The organism is Lactobacillus sp. C449L (genome assembly GCF_059900815.1).
Genome location: NZ_JBWXGA010000001.1, coordinates 183,725 through 202,797 on the forward strand (window position 1 = coordinate 183,725; position 19,073 = coordinate 202,797).

Annotated in this window: 19 protein-coding genes; 15 read left to right on the forward strand and 4 right to left on the reverse strand. The window is 36.2% G+C overall.

What is annotated here, in order from left to right; all coding sequences use genetic code 11:
* Window positions 1-50 precede the first annotated feature (50 nt).
* Entirely contained in the window at window positions 51-1,220 is a 1,170-nt protein-coding gene (locus tag AC2JF9_RS00895; protein ID WP_500724793.1) for a cation:proton antiporter, read from the forward strand.
* A gap of 527 nt (window positions 1,221-1,747) precedes the next feature.
* Here AC2JF9_RS00895 and AC2JF9_RS00900 read toward each other — a convergent pair.
* Window positions 1,748-2,059: a TipAS antibiotic-recognition domain-containing protein gene (locus tag AC2JF9_RS00900; RefSeq protein ID WP_500724794.1), complete on the reverse strand. Its 312-nt coding sequence runs from the start codon at window positions 2,057-2,059 to the stop codon at window positions 1,748-1,750.
* 666 nt (window positions 2,060-2,725) lie between these two features.
* Between AC2JF9_RS00900 and AC2JF9_RS00905 the strand changes: the two genes are divergently transcribed.
* From AC2JF9_RS00905 to AC2JF9_RS00915, 3 genes are read left to right on the forward strand one after another with little or no spacing between them, the layout of a single operon-like run.
* Window positions 2,726-3,583: a MetQ/NlpA family ABC transporter substrate-binding protein gene (locus AC2JF9_RS00905; protein WP_500724795.1), complete on the forward strand. Its 858-nt coding sequence runs from the start codon at window positions 2,726-2,728 to the stop codon at window positions 3,581-3,583.
* Window positions 3,584-3,610: 27 nt separating this feature from the next.
* Complete coding sequence (locus AC2JF9_RS00910) at window positions 3,611-4,672, forward strand: methionine ABC transporter ATP-binding protein (protein WP_500724796.1); 1,062 nt, start codon at window positions 3,611-3,613, stop codon at window positions 4,670-4,672.
* Complete coding sequence (locus AC2JF9_RS00915) at window positions 4,665-5,366, forward strand: methionine ABC transporter permease (RefSeq protein WP_500724797.1); 702 nt, start codon at window positions 4,665-4,667, stop codon at window positions 5,364-5,366. Before AC2JF9_RS00910 ends, AC2JF9_RS00915 begins: the two co-directional genes overlap by 8 nt.
* 52 nt (window positions 5,367-5,418) lie before the next feature.
* Here the strand turns inward: AC2JF9_RS00915 and hbs are convergent, their stop codons facing one another.
* A complete protein-coding gene (hbs, locus tag AC2JF9_RS00920) occupies window positions 5,419-5,700 on the reverse strand; it encodes a non-specific DNA-binding protein Hbs (protein ID WP_500724798.1) in 282 nt (93 codons plus the stop codon).
* 155 nt (window positions 5,701-5,855) lie between these two features.
* A complete protein-coding gene (locus AC2JF9_RS00925; RefSeq protein WP_500724799.1) occupies window positions 5,856-6,710 on the reverse strand; it encodes a glycosyltransferase family 8 protein in 855 nt (284 codons plus the stop codon).
* A gap of 186 nt (window positions 6,711-6,896) precedes the next feature.
* Here AC2JF9_RS00925 and AC2JF9_RS00930 point away from each other — a divergent pair, with 186 nt between their 5' ends.
* The 6 genes from AC2JF9_RS00930 to AC2JF9_RS00955 all read left to right on the forward strand — a co-directional run bounded on the left by AC2JF9_RS00930 (window position 6,897) and on the right by AC2JF9_RS00955 (window position 11,069).
* Window positions 6,897-7,529, forward strand: a complete 633-nt coding sequence (locus AC2JF9_RS00930; RefSeq protein WP_500724801.1) for an SLAP domain-containing protein — start codon at window positions 6,897-6,899, stop codon at window positions 7,527-7,529.
* A gap of 37 nt (window positions 7,530-7,566) precedes the next feature.
* Complete coding sequence (locus AC2JF9_RS00935) at window positions 7,567-8,049, forward strand: nitroreductase family protein (RefSeq protein WP_500724802.1); 483 nt, start codon at window positions 7,567-7,569, stop codon at window positions 8,047-8,049.
* Between the two features lie 114 nt (window positions 8,050-8,163).
* Entirely contained in the window at window positions 8,164-9,159 is a 996-nt protein-coding gene (gene dhaK / locus AC2JF9_RS00940) for a dihydroxyacetone kinase subunit DhaK (RefSeq protein ID WP_500724803.1), read from the forward strand.
* Between the two features lie 21 nt (window positions 9,160-9,180).
* A complete protein-coding gene (gene dhaL, locus AC2JF9_RS00945) occupies window positions 9,181-9,765 on the forward strand; it encodes a dihydroxyacetone kinase subunit DhaL (protein ID WP_500724804.1) in 585 nt (194 codons plus the stop codon).
* Window positions 9,762-10,133: a dihydroxyacetone kinase phosphoryl donor subunit DhaM gene (gene dhaM, locus AC2JF9_RS00950; protein WP_500724806.1), complete on the forward strand. Its 372-nt coding sequence runs from the start codon at window positions 9,762-9,764 to the stop codon at window positions 10,131-10,133. The genes dhaL and dhaM overlap by 4 nt, the downstream gene beginning before the upstream one ends.
* 216 nt (window positions 10,134-10,349) lie before the next feature.
* Entirely contained in the window at window positions 10,350-11,069 is a 720-nt protein-coding gene (locus AC2JF9_RS00955; protein ID WP_500724807.1) for an MIP/aquaporin family protein, read from the forward strand.
* A 91-nt stretch (window positions 11,070-11,160) separates the two neighbouring features.
* Here AC2JF9_RS00955 and AC2JF9_RS00960 read toward each other — a convergent pair whose 3' ends face one another.
* The gene (locus AC2JF9_RS00960; protein ID WP_500724808.1) at window positions 11,161-12,042 is read right to left on the reverse strand and encodes a LysR family transcriptional regulator; all 882 of its coding nucleotides are present in this window, start codon (window positions 12,040-12,042) and stop codon (window positions 11,161-11,163) included.
* Window positions 12,043-12,253: 211 nt separating this feature from the next.
* Here AC2JF9_RS00960 and AC2JF9_RS00965 point away from each other — a divergent pair, with 211 nt between their 5' ends.
* From AC2JF9_RS00965 to AC2JF9_RS00985, 5 genes are all read left to right on the forward strand, one after another.
* Window positions 12,254-14,059, forward strand: a complete 1,806-nt coding sequence (locus AC2JF9_RS00965) for an FAD-binding protein (RefSeq protein WP_500724809.1) — start codon at window positions 12,254-12,256, stop codon at window positions 14,057-14,059.
* Window positions 14,056-15,873 (forward strand): FAD-binding protein, encoded by a 1,818-nt coding sequence (locus AC2JF9_RS00970; RefSeq protein WP_500724810.1) that lies wholly within the window; start codon window positions 14,056-14,058, stop codon window positions 15,871-15,873. The genes AC2JF9_RS00965 and AC2JF9_RS00970 overlap by 4 nt, the downstream gene beginning before the upstream one ends.
* A gap of 17 nt (window positions 15,874-15,890) precedes the next feature.
* Window positions 15,891-17,306: a DASS family sodium-coupled anion symporter gene (locus AC2JF9_RS00975; RefSeq protein WP_500724811.1), complete on the forward strand. Its 1,416-nt coding sequence runs from the start codon at window positions 15,891-15,893 to the stop codon at window positions 17,304-17,306.
* A gap of 133 nt (window positions 17,307-17,439) precedes the next feature.
* The gene (locus AC2JF9_RS00980; RefSeq protein WP_500724813.1) at window positions 17,440-18,393 is read left to right on the forward strand and encodes a glycosylasparaginase; all 954 of its coding nucleotides are present in this window, start codon (window positions 17,440-17,442) and stop codon (window positions 18,391-18,393) included.
* 31 nt (window positions 18,394-18,424) lie between these two features.
* The gene (locus tag AC2JF9_RS00985; RefSeq protein WP_500724815.1) at window positions 18,425-19,066 is read left to right on the forward strand and encodes a copper homeostasis protein CutC; all 642 of its coding nucleotides are present in this window, start codon (window positions 18,425-18,427) and stop codon (window positions 19,064-19,066) included.
* Window positions 19,067-19,073: the final 7 nt, after the last annotated feature.

A 19,073-nucleotide genomic window follows, 5' to 3' on the forward strand; every position in this document is an offset into this window, starting at 1 on the left:
TGCCTAGACAATTTTTGAGAGCCTTTTTGGTTTGGAAAGTTGGAAGGGTAATGAAAGCAATTGGTTCATTAGGATTAATACTTCTATCAACGATGATAGGTGGGCAAGTAAGCGTTAAATGTAAATTACCAGCAGTTATTGGAGAACTATTAGCGGGAATTGTTATTGGACCAGCGCTACTTAATTTTGTTCAGCCTAATAGTTTAATAAAGAGTTTTGCAGATCTTGGCGTAATTCTCTTGATGTTTTTAGCGGGTTTGGAAAGTGATTTAGAAATTCTAAAAAAATTATGGCGCCCCAGTATTTTAGTAGCAACACTTGGTGTGATTATACCGATTTTGATAGCCTATTGGATTGGGGTTCTTTTTCAATTTTCTAAAATGAGTAGTTTATTTTTAGGCGTAACTTTCGCGGCAACATCTGTTTCTATTTCAGTTGCTGTTTTGCAGGAAATGAATTGTCTAGAAACAAAAGAGGGGATGACTATTTTAGGAGCAGCTGTGGTTGATGATATACTGGCTGTTTTTCTACTAAGCATTTTAACTAATATTATTAAAACGACAAAAGCTAGTTCATCAACACAGTCAACCTTGATTTGGTCACTGATACTTCAAGTTGGCTTTTTAGTTATCTTAGTTTCTGTTGGATTTATTCTTTTTCCTTGGTTGATTAAAATTTCCCGTAATATTTCGTTACCTTCTGCGGACATAGTGATGTGTATAATAATTGTTTTAGCGGTGTCGGTAAGTGCGGAACAAATAGACCTAAGTAGTGCAATTGGTGCTTTTTTTGTTGGATTATCCTTAAGTCAATCTTCTTTTAAAGACAGGTTACAGACAAGCTTTACTGACCTTGGATATAGCACTTTTATTCCTGTTTTTTTTGCCAGTATTGGGCTTGAAATGAGTTTAACTGGAATTTTTCGTAATTTAGCTTTCTTTTTTGTTCTTTTAATTAGCAGTATCTTATCAAAACTTCTTGGAGCCGGAATTGGAGCAAAAATAGCTGGCTTTTCATTTATTAGTTCGTTTCGAGTTGCTTCCGGAATGATTTCTCGTGGGGAAATGGCATTAGTTATAGCGCAGATTGGTTTAAGCAGCCATCTACTTACTTCTTCAGCGTACTCAACTGTGGTAGGGGTAATTGTGCTTACAACTGTAATTGCACCTTTATTTCTGAAATTTACTATTGGTTATAGCAATAATAAAGTATCGAGCTAAATAATTTTGATTTTTTGCTCTAGATGATATATGTCAAGTTCTTGTTAGTACAATTAAGAAAAACAGATAGAAGAGATGATTTTTAATTGCAAACTGATTTTTTTACTTTGGTTGGTACATTAACCTAATGCGTGGGTGAAGCTTAAGACTTACCTGATTTTAATGCTCGGAATAGGGCTAAAAATTGGATCGACCATTTCTTCGCCCTTAAATTATATTTCTCTGATTACTATGGTTGTTGCGGTATTATGGTTTACTTGTACACTTGCAATTACTAAATGCTATACCTATTAATGGCGTTTTAGGACTATTATCAACGATTATCTATATTGTAATTTCAATTAATGCACAAAATTATGCTAATGTGGTGTAACTGCTTTTCAAGGAGATACGAACTTAACACTATTTTGCACTTACGTTTTGTATATTAGCAATAACGTGTTAGCTTTTACTGATAAACGAATACACTGGTTTCATTAAATAATAGTAATTAAAAAAGAGAAGCCTGTTATAAAAAACTTCTCCTTTTATTTAGTTAAATGTTCCTTGACTACTCTGATTAATATCTTTGCTGCTCCTTTCCCAGCCTTATCATCGTAGTAAGATTGGTATCGCTCATTTTGTTCATAGCTATTAACCAGTTCAAGGTGAACTTCAGGGGTGTAGTTGGGCATTACTAGTTTTAGCCATTTTTGGTGATTTTTAAAAATATCATCCTTTAAATCAGCTTCTTTATCAGGGTCTTTAACCACAGCTTGTAAATCGCGTACCAAGTCGGCTTCAGTAATTTTCAAGTTATTAAATTTTTCTTCGGAAAACTTCTCGGTTGACTTATTCATAATTAGCTTCCTTTCTTTACTTACTATAGCATAATGCCGATGATTTTACTGTCATAATTTTGGTTAAAAATACGCTTAAAAACAATCACAAAAATATCCTAATTGGGTCAGTTTTTAATTTAACTTAAACAAAAAAAGCAAAATGAAAAGTTCTTTAAATTATCCATCTAGGTTTAAAAGTTAATATTTTGCACTTAACGAATGGAAATTTGTAAATTAAAATGTAGGCTATATTTTTGATTGTGGATAAATGTGATATATATTATGATTGTAGAGAATATCTATCTGAATCAGCATAATGATTCTAATAAAATAATTTTTTCGAATTTACTTGTTGACAGATATAAAATCAAATGCTAAATTAATAAACAATTAAATAATTAATACATCTTGAAAAGCAGAGTAACTATTTCTTTTGTTGATAAAGAGAGCTGACAGTTTGGTGAGAGTCAGACAGCAAGGCATAGTGAACATGGGCTTCTAATTGATGACCGATAGTGATATTTAGCTTTCGGCGGAGTTGCATCCGATAGCATTGCAAGCTATTGATTGATAGCTGTTGAGTTTTATTACGTGAGTAATAAATAAATTTAAGGTGGTAACACGAAGCACTCGTCCTTGTTAATAGGATGAGTGCTTTTTTGTTTTATTTTGGAGGTTTCTCAAATGTCGAAGAAGAGAAATAGAAATATTATTATTGGAGTAATTGTTGCTGTAATTTTAATAATTATTGGCTGGTTTAGTTTTGGACCAAAACCAAATAATGAAAAAGCTGGTGGCGATCACGTAGTAACTGTTGGAATTGTTAGTGAGTCAAAACCAAAACGGGATATTTGGAATCATGTAGCGGCGACTGCCAAAAAGAAATATGGAGTGACTATAAAGATTAAAAACTTTACGGATTACAACCAACCAAATAAGGCCGTTAAAAATGGTGATATAGATCTAAATGCCTTTCAGCATTACGCATTTTTAAACGCTTGGAATAAAGCAAACAAAGGCGGTGTTGTTGCCATTGGGCGTACTGAAATTAACCCAATTCGTTTATATTCAAAGAAGTACCATAAAATCTCAGATTTACCAAATGGTGCAACTATTGCAGTTCCAAATGATGCCAGCAATGAATCACGTGCTCTCTTTGTTTTAAAGAACGCTGGTTTAATTGATTTACGTAAAGGAAAAGAACTTGCTACAGTTGCAGATATTGTGAAGAATCCAAAGAATTTGAAGATTAAAGAAATTAATGCTGACCAATGTGGTCGGGTAATTGATTCTGTAGATGCAGCGGTTGTTAACAATGACTTTGCTCGTCCTGCAGGTTTAGGTAAGAAAGAAACAATCTTTGTTGAACCCGTAAATAAAGATTCATTAAAGTGGGTTAATATCATTTGTTCTCGTAAAGGCGAAGAAAAGAAAAAGGATTACTTGGCAGTTGTTAAAGCTTACCAAACAGAAGAAACTAAGCGTCTTGATAAAAAATACTATGGTGATATGCAAAAAACTGCTTGGGACATTAAGTTTTAGTTAGTTTAAGCGAACGGAGAGATTGTAATGGGTATTATCGAACTGCAACATGTCAATGTTGATTTTTCTGAAAAAAAACGAAAAGTTGTTCATGCTGTTCATGACGTAAATATAACCGTTGAAAAAGGAGATATTTATGGAATAGTGGGATTTTCGGGAGCAGGTAAGTCAACTTTGGTTAGGACGATTAATCTGCTTCAAAAACCAACCGCAGGCAATATTAAAGTTAATGGAACTGACTTTATTAGAGACGGGGAGCAAGCCATTTCAAATAAAGACTTACAGTTAGCCCGTCGGAAAATTGGAATGATTTTTCAAAACTTCAATTTGCTAAACGAAATAACTGTAGTAGAAAATGTTGCATTTGCGCTCAAGCACTCAGGCTTAAAAGAAAAAGAGGTTGAAGAAAAGTCTTTTAAGTTACTAGAATTAGTTGACCTAAAGGAGAAAGCTGACTTTTATCCTGCTCAATTATCTGGGGGACAGCAACAGCGTGTAGCAATAGCTAGAGCCTTAGCAAATGATCCTGATATCTTAATTTCTGATGAAGCTACAAGCGCACTAGACCCACAAAATACCCAACAAATTTTGACTTTACTAAAAAAACTAAAAGAAGAACTTGGTTTAACTATTGTAATTATTACGCATGAAATGAGTGCAGTAAAAAAGATTTGTGATAAAGTGGCAGTAATGCAGCAAGGTAAGGTAGTTGAAAAAGGAAGATTAAGGGATGTTGTTCTTCATCCCAAGAATGAACTAACTAAGAGCTTTGTTGGCGGTTCGCTTGAAGTCATTAATACCTTACAATCGCTTAATTTGAATTCACTAAGCGACAGTGAAGCTATTTACCAGTTAGTTTATAGCGTGGCTAATGTAACAAAAACAATTATTATCGATCTATATCGTGAAGTTGGAGTAGAAGCAAGCATGCTGTATGGTAATGTAGAATTGCTTGATGATGAACCAATTGGGACTTTATTAGTTTTAGTTAAAGGTGATAGTGAAAAGCAAAAGCAGACCGTGGAATTTCTTCAAAAAGAAGAAGTAGCAGTTACACGGTTAAATGAAAAGGGGAATCCATATGATTAGTTGGTTTAATAGAGTTTTTCCAAATGTAGTCAGTCTTGGTTGGACCGGAGATACTGGCTGGGCCACAAGCATTTATCAAACACTATTTATGACCTTTTGGTCAGGTATATTTGGCGGTCTATTAGGAATTATCTTTGGGTTGATTCTCGTACTGACCAAAGACGATGGTATTCGACCGAATAAAATTATCTTCAATATTTGTGATAAAATTGTTTCGATTTTTCGAGCAATACCTTTTATTATTCTATTGGCCTTTATTGCACCTGTTACGCAAATAATTGCTAAAACACAAATTGGTATCAATGCTGCACTTGTACCGTTGACTTTAGGCGTTTTTCCATTTTATGCTAGACAAATTCAAGTGGCACTTGAAAGTGTCGACCATGGCAAAATTGAAGCTGCGCAGAGTTTAGGAGCCACAACTTGGGATATTATTTTTAACGTTTACTTAAATGAAGCACGTTCTGAAATAGCACGAGTTTCGACTGTAACTATTATTAGTTTAATTGGATTAACTGCAATGGCAGGAGCTATTGGTTCCGGTGGCTTAGGTAATACAGCAATTTCATATGGATATCAGCGCTTTAATAATGATGTTACTTTTGTTGCTACCGCATTGGTAATCATTTTAATTTTTATTGTACAGATTATAGGAGATTTCTTAGCCAAGCGATTGAATCATCAAAGTCGCTAGCACAAAAAAACAACAGGTGCCAACAACCTGTTGTTTTTTTGATTAAATAAAATTATTTAACAGCATCCTTTAAAGCTTTACCTGGCTTGAAAGCAGGTACTTTAGTAGCAGGAATAGTTAAAGTCTTACCAGTTTGAGGGTTTCGACCTTTTCTTTCAGCACGATCGCGAACTTCAAATGAACCAAAGCCGATAATTTGGACTTTTTCGCCTTTTGACAAGTTGTCCTTGATTGATTCGATTAATGAATCGATAACTTTTTCTGCGTCTTTTTGCTTAAGACCAGTTTTTGCTGAAACTTCCTTAGTGAGTTCAGATTTATTAATTGATGCCATGTTCTCTTCTCTTTTCTAAAAAATATTCTTTAAACATCACTTACATTAAACTAAGCATAAAGCACGTGATGCTTTGTGTCGCTTGATATCCGACAACTTCTTATATTTTATCACAGTTCGTCCACGCTTCAAGAAAAAAAAGCAAAATCTTTAATTTATTTTTGTTGATTTAATGTGCGATTGACCATTTGCTGATAGTTTAAATATAGTGTTTTAAAACGCGAATGCTTTTCTTTTTGCCAAGGCTTGGGCTTACCGCAAAAATGTAATATAGAAGTATTCTCCATAACCCATTCTATATTACACGTTCCGGTACTTCTAGTAAGATAAACTGAGTAAGCGCGAGCATCGTAATTCCAGCGCGTTTCAGGAATCTTCAAAATATCTTCGCCATACAGGTAGTTTAGAATATCTTGATCAGGCAAAATAAGGGTATCATGATGCTCCTCAATTGCCTTAGTAATGTCTTCAATTTTGATTTTTTGACGCATTTTATCAAGATCCATGAGCATTATTCCGGAGTTAAAGTAGCCAGTTGATGTTCCTAGTCTGATATTGTTAATGGAGCTCATAATATCAGTTAAACCTTCGTGTACTGAAGCGGCAAACATTTGACCCTTTAAATCTAAATCCCAAAGCGGTTTAATCGAGTTAATCACCAAAATATCTGGATCAAGATAAATTACTCGGTGTAAATCATTAGGCAAAACTTGGCTAGAAAGAAGTCTAAAGTACATTTCTTTAGGATAATCATGAAAATTAAGTAACGAATCTGGGAAAATAATATTTTCGTTCATAGCTACGGTTTTAATTTCAATATTAATTTTTTCGCCAAATTTTTCTAAACCGGAGAGGGCAGAGTTATCAATATTATCGTGTATAAGCCAAACTCGCAGTGTTTCGTCTAAGTTATTAAGTCTCATCGAATACATCATTACTTCGAGTGGTTTAATGTAATTTTGATCAATAGTGACTAAAATCTCGATAGTTTCGCTTTTTTCCTGTTCCATGTTGACCTTCCTTGTCAGTGAATTTGATTTCTTTACCTGACTAGTATAAAGCAAATCTTATTCTTATACCTTAAAAGAAATTATAAATTTAAGCTAGTTTTTAGCGTTTAAAAATATTTTACCTAAGAAATTGGTAATCTAAAGTAGTAAAATGTATTTAGATAATTTTTATAATGAGGTATTAATATGAAGAAAAAAGTAATGTTAAGTATAACAAGTGCTGCAGCAATTGTATTGAGTTTAAACGCTGTTACTCCAATTTTAGCTGATACTACTTCAACTCCGGCTAATAGTACGACTGCAGCCAATGATCAAACTAAGCCAAGTACTGATGATTCGCAAAGTCCGAATACCGGAAATAACAATACCGGTTCACAAACAATTAATACTGAGGACCTTAATAAGGCTATTTCCTTAAGAAATAAATATGCAAAATTAACTAAAACTTCTTATGTATACAACGGAAAAGGCGAGCGTGTTAAAAACGAGAAGTTAAAAAAAGGTACTGTGATTGCGGTTGGAACAATTACAACCACTAATGGTAAAGTTCTTATTGGATATAATGGGAAGAAAAATAGATATATCAGTGTCAAGAATGTTGAACTGTTTAAGGCAGTTCAATATAAGCTAAAGACAAATGCGTATGTCTATGATCTTAATGGTCAGCGTAACAACAGATTTTACATTAAAAAAGGCGCTAAAGTTATCGTTACTAAAACCAAAAAGATTAATGGTGTTAAGTATGTTGTAGTTAATGGTAACTACTTAATCAAGTGGTCAACCTTGGATAAAAAGAGTGCAAAAGTACTTTCTGCTTAACTTTTAATATCTGGCTTTTGAAAAGAGATGCTTAAAAATGGATGATCCAATCTTAAAAAGGGTGGCAATCAGGAAATATATGAATGACAAAGTCGCTGCAGGTGATGTTGAGAAATTAATCGTTGCTTTCCAAGCAGCGCCATGTGGAATGCATCAAACAGATGACATGAGAATGACCGTTGTTCAAGATAATCACCTACTTAACAAAATTGAAACCTTAACCGAAAATGCTTGTTATGGTGCTCCACTTTTATTTGTAATAAGCGTAAAGAGAAGCAGTATTTTTGGTGAACGCGATGCTTCAGTTGCCGCAGAAAATATTATGATTGAGGCAACTAGTTTAGGTTTAGGTTCAGTTTACTTAATGAATGCAGCTAGAATTTTAAATTCCGATGCTGAGTTAAAAAATAATTTAGACATATCGGAAGATTACGAAGCAAGTGTCATTGTTGCTTGTGGTTATGCGGCAGAGCATCCAAATTCTGATCGATCAAACAGGTACAAAATTACCAGAAAGTAAGTAGAAAAAGTGAAGTTAAAAACTTCACTTTTTTATTTTATTTATAGTAGATGAAAGCGCTTATTGTTATAATTATCATATATTGCTACTAATTTAATGGAGGCAGCTTTTAAAATGAAAAAAATAATTAATAATCCAAGTGATGTGGTTTCGGAAATGGTCAACGGTATGCTTAAAGCATATCCCCAATACATTGAACGTGCTGAAGATACAGAGGCAGTTGTGCGCTCTAACAAGGATTCAATGAAGGGAAAAGTTGGTCTAGTTAGTGGCGGAGGCTCAGGTCACGAACCAACGCACGCAGGCTTTGTAGGCAAAGGAATGCTCAGTGCGGCAGTTTGCGGGCAAGTTTTCACTTCGCCCACTCCGGATCAAATTTATGCTGCTATCAAGGCGGTTGATCAAGGAGAAGGAGTCTTTTTAATTATTAAAAATTATTCTGGCGACGTGATGAACTTTGATATGGCCAAAGATATGGCTAATATGGATGATATTAAGGTTAAATCAATTGTGGTTGATGATGATATTGCTGTTGAAAATAGTACATATACGCAGGGGAGGCGTGGCGTTGCTGGAACAATTTTTATGCATAAAATTCTTGGTGCAGCCGCCCAAAGCGGAGCCAGTTTAGACGAAATTGCCGAATTAGCCGAAAAGGTTTTGCCAAATATCAAAACAATTGCCGTTGCCTTATCGGCGGCAACTAACCCGGAAACTGGCAAGCCTGGTTTCGTATTAAATGACGATGAAATTGAATTTGGCGTTGGCATTCACTCCGAGCCTGGTTACCGCCGCGAAAAAAGCAAACCGGCTAAAGAGTTGGTTACTGAGCTAGTAGGCAAACTAAATGATGAAATGAGCCTTGATGGCCAAAAGAAATATGCAGTTTTGGTTAACGGAATGGGAGCGACTCCACTAATGGAGCAGTATATTTTTACAAATGATCTTTATGATAAACTTGCTGAATATAGTGTTAGGCCAGCCTTTATAAAAATTGGTAATTATATGACTTCACTTGATATGGCAGGTATCTCACTTACACTTTTTGAATTGCAAGATGATAAATGGCTAAAATATTTGAATACTCCTGTTGAGACGATGGCATGGTAAAAAAGAAAGGAAAATAATTAAATGGCAATAACAGTTGGAAATTTAACCGTATGGATGAACAAATTCACCCAAAAAATTGCTGATAATAAGCAGTTTTTAAGTGATTTAGATACACCGATTGGTGATGGAGACCATGGCTTCAATATGAATCGCGGTATGGAAGCAGTCAGTAAAAAGTTAACTGATCAGCCTGCAACAATTACTGATGCTTTTAAACAAATAGCCATGACTTTAATTTCAACAGTTGGTGGTGCTTCGGGCCCTTTATACGGTACAGCTTTTCTTGAAATGGCTAAAAAAAGTAGTTCTACCAATGATATTTATGACCTGCTTGAGGCTGGTTTAGCTGGAATCGAAAAACGTGGTGGTGCTAGACCTGGCGATAAAACAATGGTTGATGTCTGGACAAGCTTGTTACCGGAAATTAAGAATCAAACGTTGACTGAGGGTAAAATAACTGCTGCGGTTGAAGCAACTAAGCCAATGATTGCCAAAAAGGGACGAGCTTCCTACTTAGGCGATCGTTCTGCAGGACATGTCGACCCCGGATCCCAGTCAAGTGGATATTTATTTGAAGCGTTGATAGAAACAGACGGTATCTTATGAACTTAGGAATTACAATTGTATCTCATGTACCAGAAATTGCTTTTGGTATTAAAAAACTGTTAGATCAAGTTGCTCAGGACGTTTCAATAACGACAGCTGGTGGTACAAATAATGAAGATATTGGCACTAGTATGGATAAAATTTTGCAAGCCTTTAATGACAACAAAGCCAACGAAATACTGGCTTTTTATGATTTAGGCAGCGCAAAGATGAACTTAGAGATGGCAGTTGAAATGACTGACAAAACAGTTCATGTATATGACACAGCTTTTATTGAAGGATCATACACTGCAGCCAGCCTCGTACAAGCTGGTGTAAATATTGAGCAGATAGAAGAACAGCTTCGGCCGCTAACTATTAAAGAATAAAGTAAGTAAGTTGTGGTTAGATTTTGAACGTTGCACTATAAATCCTAATTTTAACCAGAATTTTTCTAAGAAAACAAGATGAAAACTCGTACAAAATAGAAGACCCAATTTACAAACATTGAATAAAGTTATATATTTAATGCGGGAGTAATTTACTACAGATAATTATTTCAAAAGACTACTTTGTAGCCAAATAATCGATGTAGGAGTAGAAAAATGAATAATAACTTTACGATGCAATTGGTAGGCGAGTTCTTGGGTACGGCCATTCTAGTTCTGCTAGGTGATGGGGTTTGTGCAGGTGGAAACTTGAACAAGTCAAAGGCTAAAGGAAGTGGCTGGATTGTTACTTCGTTTGGTTGGGGCTTTGCAGTTGCTTTCAGTGTGTATTGTGCTCGTTGGCTTTGTCCAGGTCATTATAATCCTGCTGTAACTTTTGGTATGGCGATTGCACACAAATTGCCGTGGTCATCAGTTGCACCATACTTTTTGGTACAAATTGCAGGTGCTTTTGTTGGAGCAATCTTAGTATGGTTAACATACTATCCTCACTGGGCCGAAACTAATGATCAAGAAGCAATTTTGGGTTCCTTTGCAACAATTCCAGCGATTCGGAATTACGTTTGGAACTTCTTTACCGAAGGAATTGCAACTTTTGTTTTGGTGTATGGCTTACTAGCGCTGACAAACGGAGATTTAGCTGATGGCTTGAATCCGTTACTAGCAGGTTTCCTAATCACTTCGATTTGTTTATCACTTGGTGGGCCTACGGGAATTGCTATTAATCCAGCACGTGACTTCGGTCCAAGATTAGCCCATCAGTTAATGCCAATCGCTAATAAAGGTAAATCTGACTGGTCCTATAGTTGGATTCCAGTTGTTGCACCGTTAGTCGGTAGTGGATTAGCTGCATTATTATTCAATGTATTAGCTTAATAATAAAACTCATGATTTCACAATCATGAGTTTTTTTACTTTAAAGTGATTTTTATTCATAAAGGCTGCCTTTAGCAGGTTTTTAAAAACATCATGGTTTAAAATGACGTAAAATCTCAATTCCTTTTCGTTGATACTTATTTGGTACAAAGCTTTTGCGCATTGCAATTTGCATATAAGCGTATATTTTTTGCTCTGGTTTCATCCTAATAATATGAAGACCGCTTTGGTCTTTTAGGCTACTTTCCATTGCTAATGCAATGCCCACATTTCTTTTGACTAAGTTAATCATCGTTTGCATAGTTTTAGTAGTGTATATTACATTGGGTGAGAAATTACCCAACTTTCCAACTTCCTCAAGACATTCCCTGGTTAAAAAACCGCGAGACCGGGCAACAAATTTTCGTTCACGTAAGTCGGAAGCACTTATTTCAAGAACATCTTTCCAAGCATCTTCTTGGCTTGTGATAATCACCAATTCAGTTCGTTTAAGATTATGAACAAAATACTCTGGATCGTTGATGGGAACCATCCACGAATATATTGCCACATCAACTTCTCCATTAGTCAAATCTGAAAAGGCATCTGCTGATCTTTCAATATTTGTTTCGATAAGATTAGTTAATCCAGCTTGATAAAATTCGGCAATAATATCCGCAATAAAGTAATTTCCGGCTTCACCTGAGAAGGCAAGCCGGATTTTTTTATCGCTGGCATGTCTAACGTCATGATCGATGCTAGAAATTTCTCGTAATAAGATTTTGGCTTTTTGGTAAAGCAGTGTTCCAGCATCGGTTAAAGTAATTTTGCTCTTTCGATTTTTTTGCAAAATAAGGGGGTCATCAAATTTATCAGCTAATCGCTTAATTGCCATTGAGATAGTTGGCTGAGTCACATCAAAGATAGCAGCAGTGGCAGTATAATTACCTGTTTCGACTAATTTGCAAAAATAAAGCAGATCTTTTTCGTTCATTTATGATCTCCTAGAATTAAATAAATAATTTTTATAATCTTATCTTTTTTGATTATATTAAATCTAACCCATAATTGCAATAAACCTTATAACATCAACATTTATTTACAGATAAGTATTACTAAACCAGTGTGAAAATAAATTGGACTACATAAATGAAACAGGATATATTTCATTTATAAATAGAGTGTTAAGAAAGTGTGGCAAATAAATGATCTACGATTCAACAGTTAAATGGGATTCGACTTACGATGTAATCGTAGTTGGATTTGGTGGAGCAGGTGCTGGGGCAGCAAGATTTGCGGCCGATCAAGATGCTAGGGTTTTGCTGGTTGACGCTGCTCCTGAAGGAGACGAAGGTGGTAATACACGCTATGCCGGTGGTGCATTTGCTTGGAGCGATAATTTTAGTGATTTACGCGACTACTATAAACAAACCTATTTTCCGTTTAAGTACGATCCTAAAGCGCTAGATGCTTTTGTCAGCAATGTCTTAAAGATGAAAGAATACTCCAAAAAGTACTTTGGCATTGATGCGCAATATACAGGAAGACGACCAAAAGGTGAATATCCTGAATACGCTCATGCGGACACCATGCGCTCTCAAAGTATGACTGTCGGAATGTATAACGGCGGTTTTTGGAAATTGCTTCGAAAAAAAGTATACGAGCGTTTGGATAAAATTGATATTTGGTTCTCAAGTCCAGCAGAGCACTTGATTCAAGACCCCGATACGAAAACGATAATTGGCGTTCAGATTAAACATAAAGGAATTAATCGAAATATAGCGGCTAAAAATGGAGTTGTCTTATCCTGTGGTGGATTTGAGAATAATCAAGATATGGTACAGACGTTTTTAGGACAAGGTTCATTAGCACCAATCGGATCTCTGTACAATAAGGGAAAGGGCATCGACTTAGCAGTTGAAGCAGGCGCACGCCTATGGCACATGACCAATTATGATTCTCATGGATTTTCTCTAAATGAAGGTAAGCCTAGAGAAAAATTTGCTTACATGATCAACTGGAAGAGCTTGTTCGACGGCAGTATTTTTGTTGCTGGAGATGATGGTACTCGATATTATCGTGAAGATGAAGAAGATCGACACGGTTACAAGTACAATCACGGTAACTGGATTATGTTACCTAACCAAAATCATCCCCATATCATCATGGATCAAAAGCAATACGAGCAGCTTCTGAATGATGATTCCGCTAATTCAACACAAGTTAAAGAATTGATTTCTTATGCAATTAAAGCCAAAACAATCGCCGAATTAGCTGACCAAATTAAAGCACCTAAACTACCCGAAGCAGTTGCAGACTTTAACTTCCTAGCTGCTGAAAAGAAACGAGATATGCTCTTAAACCGAAGCATTAAAACTATGCGTAGTTTTAAAAATGGACCATATTACGCAATTCCGATTCGTCATAATATTTTGCATACGCATGGTGGAGCTCGTCGCAACGAGAATTGTGAAGTTTTAGATTTAGAAAATAATGTCATTCCGCACCTTTATGAAGCGGGTGAACTTGGCGATATTTTTGCTACAAAGTATGTAGGTGCTAACAGTATTGCTGATTTACTTATTTCAGGAAAAATTGCTGGTGAAAACGCGGCAAAGCCAAAGCGCAAAATCGATAAAGTCAATCTTGATGTTGTAACCGCAGCTTCAAACAATTCTGACTTAAAATCTGATGCCCATTTTTCAACTACAAATTATGAAACTAATGAAAATCAAGGTATAGGTATCAGTGAAAATGGAATCAATGATACACCAATTGTAGTTCGGGTAACCGTTGATGAAGGTAAATTAATCAATATTGAAACTCTTCAGCAAAAAGAAACGCCATATCTTGGCGGAAAAGCAATACCAGTTTTGACTAAAGCGATGCTTGAAAAACAAACAACGGATATTGATGCTGTCAGTGGTGCAAGTACAACGAGTTCTGCCTTTAAAGATGCTGTTAAGCAGGCAATTGATAACATTAAAAGTAGCAAAGAAGAACAAAAATGAAAATTGATAAAAAAACTAAATGGAACGGAGAATACGATGTAATTGTTTTAGGTTTTGGCGGAGCTGGTGGGACAGCTGCAAGATTTGCAGCCGATAATGGCATTAAGGTTTTATTAGTTGATGCTGCTCCTTATGGTCATGAAGGCGGAAATACACGTTATTCGGCTCAGCATGTAGCAATGGCTCATGATAAAGGAAAAATCTCTACGTATTATCAACAGCTTGCCGCACCATTTGCAGTTGACGAGAAAACTATGGATGTTTATCTAGATGGTTTTGTTCAGATGCCAGAATATTTCAAAAAATACTATAATATTGATCCATTTATTTGGTCAACTGACTGCAAACCAGAGGACCATTTGGCAAAGAAGAAAAATTTATGTGAATATCCTGAATATGAAGGAGCGGATACTTTTGACTTTGCGCTTGTTCATAATCGTGATTTCGATGCTGAGTTATGGAAAATAATTCGTCAAAAAGTATTGGATCGCAAAGAAAAAATTGATATTTGGCTTAATTCAGCTGCTAAGAATCTTTTACAAGATTCCGAAAGCGGAGAAGTTTGTGGGGTCATAATTAATCGCAATCACAGAGATTATTATATTCATGCCAGACGAGGAGTTGTATTGGCAACTGGTGGTTTTGAAAACAACCAGCAAATGCAACAAGATTACTTACACATTACCAAATTAACTCCACTTGGCACCTTGTACAACAAAGGTGACGGTATAAAAATGGCTGCTGAAGTAGGTGCCAAAATGTGGCATCTAGCTAACTACGAATCTCTGGGACTTGTTCCAAGTTACGTCATTGCTGAAGATGAAAACGAACGCGGACGTCAAGTGAGTGGCTGGAAAAATATTAAGTCTGGTTCAATTTTTGCTATTGCTGATGATGGTTCTCGGTTTATGCGAGAAGATGCTAAATTCAGGCATGGTCACATTTATCAACATGGTGATTATCTGTTACCGCATGCGTATGACAATGCTTGGCTAGTATTTGATCAAAAGCAGTATGACAAATTTGTTCAAGAGCACGATAACCAAACTTTAAAATATCAGAAGTTCTTTGACAAAGTAATTAAGGCGAGCTCAGTAGATAAATTAGCAGAAAAAATCGCGATACCAGTCAAGAATTTAAAAGATACCGTTCTTAAATTTAATCAGTTTGCTCTTAATGGCAATGATATAGAATTTGGTCGCTCGCCAGAAACCCTTGAAGCTTTTGACATTACTGGGTCTGTTTATGCAGTTAAATTAGCGCCAGCAGTTTTAAATACTCAAGGGGGACCTGAACATGATGAGCAGGCTCGTGTTTTGAGTACTGCTAACCATCCGATTAGTCGCTTGTACAGTGCAGGCGAATTGGGAGGAATGTGTGTTAATCGATACCAAGGAGGCGGTAATTTAGCAGAATGTCTCATCTTTGGAAAAATTGCTGGTGAGAACTCTGCAAAAATGGTACCACTTGAAAAAGTTCCTTTGACTGATCAGGTTCCCAAAATTAACGATTTAGTAAATGGTAGTAAAGAAGAGCAAATTGATTTGAAAGAAAATCAGTATTTGGGTTCTTCTGAATCAGGAATAGGTGGTCGCATTTTAGTACGAGTTACTTATGAAAACAATACAATTAGACGTATTGAAGTTTTGGAAAACCATGAGACAGAAGGGATTGGTGCGGTGGCAATAGAGCGTATACCACAAGAAATGGTCAAACAGAATTCAACAAATGTCGACGTGATTTCCGGCGCTTCAACTACTACTAAAGCGTTAGAAGAAGCTGTCAATCGAGCAATCCAAAAAGCAGAAAAATAAATATGCGAGGAGAAAAAATGTTAGATAAATTTGAATGGAAAAAGTGGATTTTACCACTGGCAACAGGACTCATACTGTGGGTACTTACGCCAATTAAACCTGTAGGAATCAATGTCCAAGCTTGGCATTTGTTTGCAATTTTTATTGCTACAATTGTTGCATGTGTGACTAAACCATTACCAATGATGGCCACTACAATTATTGCAGTTGTTATCGCAACGCTAACCGGCATTTTTAAAATGGAAGAAGTTACTGCTGGCTTTGGCAACTCTACAGCATGGATGGTTGCGATGTGTATGTTCTTGGCAGCCGGCTTTATCAAGTCAGGCTTAGGCAAGAGAATTGCTTACTTTTTTGTAAAAACTTTTGGCAAAAGAACTTTGGGATTAGCTTATGCACTTTCATTAGTGGAGACAGTTTTAGCAATCGGTATTCCAAGTAATAATGCCCGTGTAAATGGCATTATGTATCCCATCATCGATAACCTCTCAAAAGAGATGGGTTCAGATCCTAAAAAGGGTACTGAACGTGACATGGGTTCGTTTCTAGTTTTCAATGAATATGAAGTTAACATAGTTACTTCAACAATGTTCTTGACTGGTCTTGCAGGTAATATGGTTGCTTTGGGTATTGCTAAAACACAAAATATCACAATTTCGTGGATGCAATGGTTTATGGCAGCAATTGTCCCAGGCTTGATTTCACTGCTTGTTGTACCGTTTATTTTATACACGATTTACCCACCCAAGATTAAGGAAACTCCTAATGCTCATGCCTGGGCCGATAGTAAGATGAAGGAACTGGGTAAAATGACATCTGCCGAGAAGATTATGGGAGTTGTATTTTTACTTTCGGTTGTGCTTTGGTTAATTGGACCTGAATTTGAAATTGATGCCACTTTAGTAAGTTTTATTGCTGTGGCACTGTTACTTGTTTGTGGAGTAATTAATGTAAAGGACATCTTGGGCCAGAGTTTTGCCTGGAATATTCTGACTTGGTTATCAATAATTATGTTAATGTCAAAAAAACTAATGACTTTAGGCTTTTTCCCGTGGTTTTCAAAAACCTTGGGAAGCATGCTTCATGGCATGAACTGGGTACTGGTTTTAGTAATTCTATACTTAGCATACTTTTACTTACACTACTTGTTCCCAAGCGTTTCAACCCAAATTTCTGCACTTTACGCCGGCTTTTTGTCTATCGCAATTGGAGCAGGAGTTCCACCGGTGATGGCTGCCTTAATGTTAGCTTTAGATGGCTCACTTTACTTGTCAACTTCTAGCTATTCAGCTGGACCAGCTGCACTGCTATCATCGACTGGTTATGTTTCTAACAAAGACTGGTGGAAATTAAGTGCAATAATTGGTGTTGTACTTAATATCATCTGGTTAGGAGGTGGGCTAGTTTGGACTAAAGTGATTGGTATGTGGTAATTAAAATTTTAAAGGTTTTGAACTTTTTATACCCCAAGTTCAAAACCTTTTTTATGTTCTAAGGGGTGCAATTAGGTCAATCTTTTTGCTAATATATGACTTAGAAGTTTAATTATCAAGGAAGGTTAATGTTATGACTTGGGCAACCATATCGACTTGGAGAATGTCATTTGACGGTTTAAAAAAAGCGAGTTCACTTTTAAGTAAAAACGAATCAGCTGGAAACGCAGTGGAAAAACTGATTAATTTAGTTGAATCAACTCCTGAATATAAATCAGTTGGTTACGGCGGTTTGCCAAATGAAGATGGTGTTGTTCAAATGGATGCCGCTTTTATGAATGGTGATACTTTAGCCCAAGGATCTGTTGCAGCAATTGAAAACGTTAAAAATGCTGTGTCAGTAGCTCGCCTGCTCAGTCATAACAAAACAAATAGTTTTTTAGTTGGCGAAGGAGCAACCAAATTTGCCATGCAAAATGGTTTTGAAATGACTAATATGCTTACTGATAAGGCAAAATCAACTTGGCAAAAAAAGGTCCAAGACCGCTATCAAGGGCAACTAACTGCTTATGATGGTCATGATACTGTTGGTGCAGTAGCGCTTGACGAAAGTGGTTCGATAGCTGCCGCAACTTCAACTTCCGGTCTCTTTATGAAGAAAAATGGTCGTATTGGCGATTCGCCACTTTCAGGATCGGGATTTTACGCCGATAGCCAAGTAGGTGGCGCTGCAGCTACTGGTTTAGGTGAGGACATAATGAAGGGGTGTTTGTCATACGAAATTGTCAGAAAAATGGCTGATGGCTTATCGCCACAAGAAGCTTGTGATCAGTCACTTTTTCCGTTTGTTCAGAAACTAACGGCCAGATACGGAACTTGTGATGCAATTTCTCTTATTGCCTTAAATAAGAATGGGGAATGGGGAGTTGCTACCAACGTTGAGTTTGCATTTTGTGTAGCAACTAAGCAAGAAGAACCGAAAATTATGATCGCAGAACCAAGTGGACACGGCTCAACTACGATTTTTCCTGCGTCACAAAAATGGCTTGACGATTATGAAAAAAAGAGACATATGACTATCGACTAAGTTTAATTCACAAAAAGAAAACGGTGATAAAATGCTAAAGGAAGCTTGTGTTGAAAATTTCTCAAATATTCCAAGTGTAATTGCAGCTGGAGCTAACCGAATTGAGCTAAACAATGATTTGTCAGCAGGTGGAACGACTCCGTCTTTTGGTGTAATCAAAAAATCTGTTGAATATGCACATGAAAAGAGCACTCCTGTTGTAGTAATGATTAGACCACGAGGTGGTGACTTTGTCTACAATCACGATGAATTTCAGATAATGAGAGATGATCTTCAGGCAGTTGGTTTACTTGGGGCAGATGGAGTAGCTTTTGGCTGTTTGAATACTGATAAGCAATTAAATAAAACTCAAATGAGTGAGTTAATTAACATGGCTGAGTTTTCTAGCTTAGAAGTTGTAATGCACATGGCTTTTGATGAAATACCAGTCAGTAATCAAAGAGACTCTTTAAACTGGCTGGCAGAAAAAGGGGTAAAACGCATTCTAACTCATGGTGGAAACTTGGAAAAACCAATCTCAGACAATTTTGCTCACTTAAAAGAACTTGTAGAATGGGCCCAAAATAAAATTGAAATATTACCAGGCGGCGGAATAACTACAGTTAACCAAAACAAAATAGTGCAAGTTTTAGGCGTCAATCAGCTACACGGAACTAAAGTAGTCAACTCTTAATAAAGCA

Coding starts and splice junctions, on each gene's coding strand:
- AC2JF9_RS00895 (WP_500724793.1), top strand. CDS start 51: ATGAAAGCAATTGGTTCATTAGGATTAATACTTCTATCAACGATGATA.
- AC2JF9_RS00900 (WP_500724794.1), bottom strand. CDS start 2,059: ATGAATAAGTCAACCGAGAAGTTTTCCGAAGAAAAATTTAATAACTTG.
- AC2JF9_RS00905 (WP_500724795.1), top strand. CDS start 2,726: ATGTCGAAGAAGAGAAATAGAAATATTATTATTGGAGTAATTGTTGCT.
- AC2JF9_RS00910 (WP_500724796.1), top strand. CDS start 3,611: ATGGGTATTATCGAACTGCAACATGTCAATGTTGATTTTTCTGAAAAA.
- AC2JF9_RS00915 (WP_500724797.1), top strand. CDS start 4,665: ATGATTAGTTGGTTTAATAGAGTTTTTCCAAATGTAGTCAGTCTTGGT.
- hbs (WP_500724798.1), bottom strand. CDS start 5,700: ATGGCATCAATTAATAAATCTGAACTCACTAAGGAAGTTTCAGCAAAA.
- AC2JF9_RS00925 (WP_500724799.1), bottom strand. CDS start 6,710: ATGGAACAGGAAAAAAGCGAAACTATCGAGATTTTAGTCACTATTGAT.
- AC2JF9_RS00930 (WP_500724801.1), top strand. CDS start 6,897: ATGAAGAAAAAAGTAATGTTAAGTATAACAAGTGCTGCAGCAATTGTA.
- AC2JF9_RS00935 (WP_500724802.1), top strand. CDS start 7,567: ATGGATGATCCAATCTTAAAAAGGGTGGCAATCAGGAAATATATGAAT.
- dhaK (WP_500724803.1), top strand. CDS start 8,164: ATGAAAAAAATAATTAATAATCCAAGTGATGTGGTTTCGGAAATGGTC.
- dhaL (WP_500724804.1), top strand. CDS start 9,181: ATGGCAATAACAGTTGGAAATTTAACCGTATGGATGAACAAATTCACC.
- dhaM (WP_500724806.1), top strand. CDS start 9,762: ATGAACTTAGGAATTACAATTGTATCTCATGTACCAGAAATTGCTTTT.
- AC2JF9_RS00955 (WP_500724807.1), top strand. CDS start 10,350: ATGAATAATAACTTTACGATGCAATTGGTAGGCGAGTTCTTGGGTACG.
- AC2JF9_RS00960 (WP_500724808.1), bottom strand. CDS start 12,042: ATGAACGAAAAAGATCTGCTTTATTTTTGCAAATTAGTCGAAACAGGT.
- AC2JF9_RS00965 (WP_500724809.1), top strand. CDS start 12,254: ATGATCTACGATTCAACAGTTAAATGGGATTCGACTTACGATGTAATC.
- AC2JF9_RS00970 (WP_500724810.1), top strand. CDS start 14,056: ATGAAAATTGATAAAAAAACTAAATGGAACGGAGAATACGATGTAATT.
- AC2JF9_RS00975 (WP_500724811.1), top strand. CDS start 15,891: ATGTTAGATAAATTTGAATGGAAAAAGTGGATTTTACCACTGGCAACA.
- AC2JF9_RS00980 (WP_500724813.1), top strand. CDS start 17,440: ATGACTTGGGCAACCATATCGACTTGGAGAATGTCATTTGACGGTTTA.
- AC2JF9_RS00985 (WP_500724815.1), top strand. CDS start 18,425: ATGCTAAAGGAAGCTTGTGTTGAAAATTTCTCAAATATTCCAAGTGTA.